This window comes from Piscibacillus sp. B03 (assembly GCF_052246295.1).
In the GTDB taxonomy this organism is placed as follows: domain Bacteria; phylum Bacillota; class Bacilli; order Bacillales; family Alkalibacillaceae; genus Piscibacillus.
On record NZ_JBQQCO010000052.1, the window covers coordinates 1 to 4747 of the forward strand.

The window sequence follows — 4747 nt, forward strand, 5'->3', positions numbered from 1 at the left end:
TCATTTAACGTCTTTTCAAATCGAAGTTAAGTCCTCGATCGATTAGTATCCGTCAGCTCCACGTGTCACCACGCGTCCACCTCGGACCTATCAACCTCATCGTCTCTGAGGGATCTTACTTGCTCGAAGCAATGGGAAATCTCATCTTGAGGGGGGCTTCATGCTTAGATGCTTTCAGCACTTATCCCTGCCACACGTAGCTACCCAGCGGTGCTCCTGGCGGAACAACTGGTACACCAGCGGTGTGTCCATCCCGGTCCTCTCGTACTAAGGACAGCGCCTCTCAGATTTCCAACGCCCACGACGGATAGGGACCGAACTGTCTCACGACGTTCTGAACCCAGCTCGCGTACCGCTTTAATGGGCGAACAGCCCAACCCTTGGGACCGACTACAGCCCCAGGATGCGATGAGCCGACATCGAGGTGCCAAACCTCCCCGTCGATGTGGACTCTTGGGGGAGATAAGCCTGTTATCCCCGGGGTAGCTTTTATCCGTTGAGCGACGGCCCTTCCATTCGGAACCGCCGGATCACTAAGCCCGACTTTCGTCCCTGCTCGACTTGTAGGTCTCGCAGTCAAGCTCCCTTCTGCCTTTACACTCTGCGAATGATTTCCAACCATTCTGAGGGAACCTTTGGGCGCCTCCGTTACCTTTTGGGAGGCGACCGCCCCAGTCAAACTGCCCACCTGACACTGTCTCCGGACCGGATCACGGTCCTGGGTTAGAATGTCCGTACAGCCAGGGTGGTATCCCACGGATGCCTCCACCGAAGCTAGCGCTCCGGCTTCTAAGGCTCCCACCTATCCTGTACAAGCTGTACCAACATTCAATATCAGGCTACAGTAAAGCTCCACGGGGTCTTTCCGTCCTGTCGCGGGTAATGCGCATCTTCACGCATAGTATAATTTCACCGGGTCTCTCGTTGAGACAGTGCCCAAGTCGTTGCACCTTTCGTGCGGGTCGGAACTTACCCGACAAGGAATTTCGCTACCTTAGGACCGTTATAGTTACGGCCGCCGTTTACTGGGGCTTCGGTTCAACGCTTCGTCCAAAGGACTAACGCATCCCCTTAACCTTCCAGCACCGGGCAGGTGTCAGCCCCTATACTTCGCCTTACGGCTTCGCAGAGACCTGTGTTTTTGATAAACAGTCGCTTGGGCCTTTTCACTGCGGCTTGCTAGGTCGTAACCTAGACAAGCACCCCTTCTCCCGAAGTTACGGGGTCATTTTGCCGAGTTCCTTAACGAGAGTTCTCCCGATCACCTTAGGATACTCTCCTCGCCTACCTGTGTCGGTTTGCGGTACGGGCACCTCTCTCCTCGCTAGAGGCTTTTCTTGGCAGTGTGAAATCAGGGACTTCGGTACTTATGTTCCCTCCCCATCACAGCTCAAGCTTACGGTGGACGGATTTGCCTATCCACCACTCTCACTGCTTGGGCGCGTTCATCCAATGACGCGCTTCCCCTATCCTCCTGCGTTCCCCCATTGCTCAAATGGAGAGGAGGTGGTACAGGAATGTCAACCTGTTATCCATCGCCTACGCCTTTCGGCCTCGGCTTAGGTCCCGACTAACCCTGAGCGGACGAGCCTTCCTCAGGAAACCTTAGGCATACGGTGAAGAAGATTCTCACTTCTTTTTCGCTACTCATACCGGCATTCTCACTTCTAAACGCTCCACTAGTCCTCACGGTCTAGCTTCAACGCCCTTAGAACGCTCTCCTACCACTGTCCTACGGACAATCCGCAGCTTCGGTGATGTGTTTAGCCCCGGTATATTTTCGGCGCAGCGTCACTCGACCAGTGAGCTATTACGCACTCTTTAAATGGTGGCTGCTTCTAAGCCAACATCCTGGTTGTCTAAGCAACGCCACATCCTTTTCCACTTAACACATACTTAGGGACCTTAGCTGGCGGTCTGGGCTGTTTCCCTTTCGACTATGAACCTTATCACCCATAGTCTGACTCCCAACGATAAGTCATTGGCATTCGGAGTTTGACTGAATTCGGTAACCCGATAGGGGCCCCTAGTCCAATCAGTGCTCTACCTCCAAGACTCTCACGTTGAGGCTAGCCCTAAAGCTATTTCGGAGAGAACCAGCTATCTCTGTGTTCGATTGGCATTTCACCCCTACCCACACCTCATCCCCGCATTTTTCAACATACGTGGGTTCGGGCCTCCAGTCAGTGTTACCTGACCTTCACCCTGGACATGGGTAGATCACACAGTTTCGGGTCTACGGTGTCCGACTTAGTCGCCCTATTCAGACTCGCTTTCGCTGCGGCTCCAGGTCTTCCCTTTAACCTTGCCGACCACCGTAACTCGCCGGTTCATTCTACAAAAGGCACGCCGTCACCCATTAACGGGCTCCGACTACTTGTAAGCACACGGTTTCAGGTTCTCTTTCACTCCCCTTCCGGGGTTCTTTTCACCTTTCCCTCACGGTACTGGTTCACTATCGGTCACTAGGGAGTATTTAGCCTTGGGAGATGGTCCTCCCAGATTCCGACGGAATTTCACGTGTTCCGCCGTACTCAGGATCCACTCCGGAGGAATCTCTGTTTCGACTACCGGGCTGTTACCGTCTTTGGCTGACCGTTCCAGGTCGCTTCGTCTACAGAGATTCTTGGTAACTCCAATGGAGTGTCCTACAACCCCAAGACGCATGCGTCTTGGTTTGGGCTAATTCCGTTTCGCTCGCCGCTACTCAGGAAATCGCGTTTGCTTTCTCTTCCTTCGGGTACTGAGATGTTTCAGTTCCCCGAGTTGCCTTCCAACACCTATGAATTCAGTGCAGGATGCTATCCCATTACGGATAGCGGGTTTCCCCATTCGGACATCCCCGAGTCAACGCTTACTTACAGCTCGTCGAGGCATATCGGTGTTTGTCCCGTCCTTCTTCGGCTCCTAGTGCCAAGGCATTCACCGTGCGCTCTTATTCACTTAACTTCTATACGTGAAAAGACATTCTAAATCTTTATCTGATCGTTTCGATGCTTTGGCGTTCGTATTTAGTTTTCAAGGTTCTTAACCTCGTGTCCAGTGGACACAAAAAAGGTTTTGAAGGCATTTAATCCTTCAAAACTAAACAAAATAGCTGTCTGTAGTCGCGTTATATATCCTTAGAAAGGAGGTGATCCAGCCGCACCTTCCGATACGGCTACCTTGTTACGACTTCACCCCAATCATTGGTCCCACCTTCGGCGGCTAGCTCCAAAAGGTTACCCCACCGACTTCGGGTGTTACCAACTCTCGTGGTGTGACGGGCGGTGTGTACAAGGCCCGGGAACGTATTCACCGTGGCATGCTGATCCACGATTACTAGCGATTCCGGCTTCATGCAGGCGAGTTGCAGCCTACAATCCGAACTGAGAATGGCTTTATGGGATTTGCTCGACCTCGCGGTTTTGCTGCCCTTTGTACCATCCATTGTAGCACGTGTGTTGCCCAGGTCATAAGGGGCATGATGATTTGACGTCATCCCCACCTTCCTCCGGTTTGTCACCGGCAGTCACCTTAGAGTGCCCAACTAAATGCTGGCAACTAAGGTCAAGGGTTGCGCTCGTTGCGGGACTTAACCCAACATCTCACGACACGAGCTGACGACAACCATGCACCACCTGTCACTCGGTCCCCGAAGGGAAGACCCTATCTCTAGGGTGGTCCGAGGATGTCAAGACCTGGTAAGGTTCTTCGCGTTGCTTCGAATTAAACCACATGCTCCACCGCTTGTGCGGGCCCCCGTCAATTCCTTTGAGTTTCAGCCTTGCGGCCGTACTCCCCAGGCGGAGTGCTTATTGCGTTAACTGCAGCACTAAGGGTGGAAACCCCTAACACCTAGCACTCATCGTTTACGGCGTGGACTACCAGGGTATCTAATCCTGTTCGCTCCCCACGCTTTCGCGCCTCAGCGTCAAGCACAGACCAGAGAGCCGCCTTCGCCACTGGTGTTCCTCCACATCTCTACGCATTTCACCGCTACACGTGGAATTCCGCTCTCCTCTTCTGTCTTCAAGTTCCCCAGTTTCCAATGACCCTCCACGGTTGAGCCGTGGGCTTTCACATCAGACTTAAGGAACCGCCTGCGCGCGCTTTACGCCCAATAATTCCGGACAACGCTTGCCACCTACGTATTACCGCGGCTGCTGGCACGTAGTTAGCCGTGGCTTTCTGGTTAGGTACCGTCAAGGCTCCGCCCTATTCGAACGGAACTTGTTCTTCCCTAACAACAGAGTTTTACGACCCGAAGGCCTTCCTCACTCACGCGGCGTTGCACCGTCAGACTTTCGTCCATTGCGGATGATTCCCTACTGCTGCCTCCCGTAGGAGTCTGGGCCGTGTCTCAGTCCCAGTGTGGCCGATCACCCTCTCAGGTCGGCTACGCATCGTGGCCTTGGTGAGCCGTTACCTCACCAACTAGCTAATGCGCCGCGGGCCCATCTGTAAGTGATAGCGAGAAGCCATCTTTCAACATCGGATCATGCGATCCGATGAGTTATCCGGTATTAGCCCCGGTTTCCCGGAGTTATCCCAGTCTTACAGGCAGGTTGCCCACGTGTTACTCACCCGTCCGCCGCTCGTTCCACAGACGTCCTCCCGAAGGATTCAGTCTGCTTCCCGCGCTCGACTTGCATGTATTAGGCACGCCGCCAGCGTTCGTCCTGAGCCAGGATCAAACTCTCCATAAAAGTAGTTTGATTGGCTAAATAGTTTAAGGTTTTTCATCTGCCAATCCAGATGAAAAACT

2 rRNA genes are annotated in these 4747 nt (G+C 53.4%); both read right to left on the bottom strand.

Annotated elements, in window-relative coordinates:
• Positions 1-22: 22 nt before the first annotated feature.
• Positions 23-2949: ribosomal RNA gene (locus ACTWQB_RS16675) — 23S ribosomal RNA — on the bottom strand.
• Positions 2950-3126: 177 nt separating this feature from the next.
• A 16S ribosomal RNA gene (locus ACTWQB_RS16680) occupies positions 3127-4688 on the bottom strand.
• The 16S and 23S rRNA genes sit together here, the layout of an rRNA operon.
• Positions 4689-4747 lie beyond the last annotated feature (59 nt).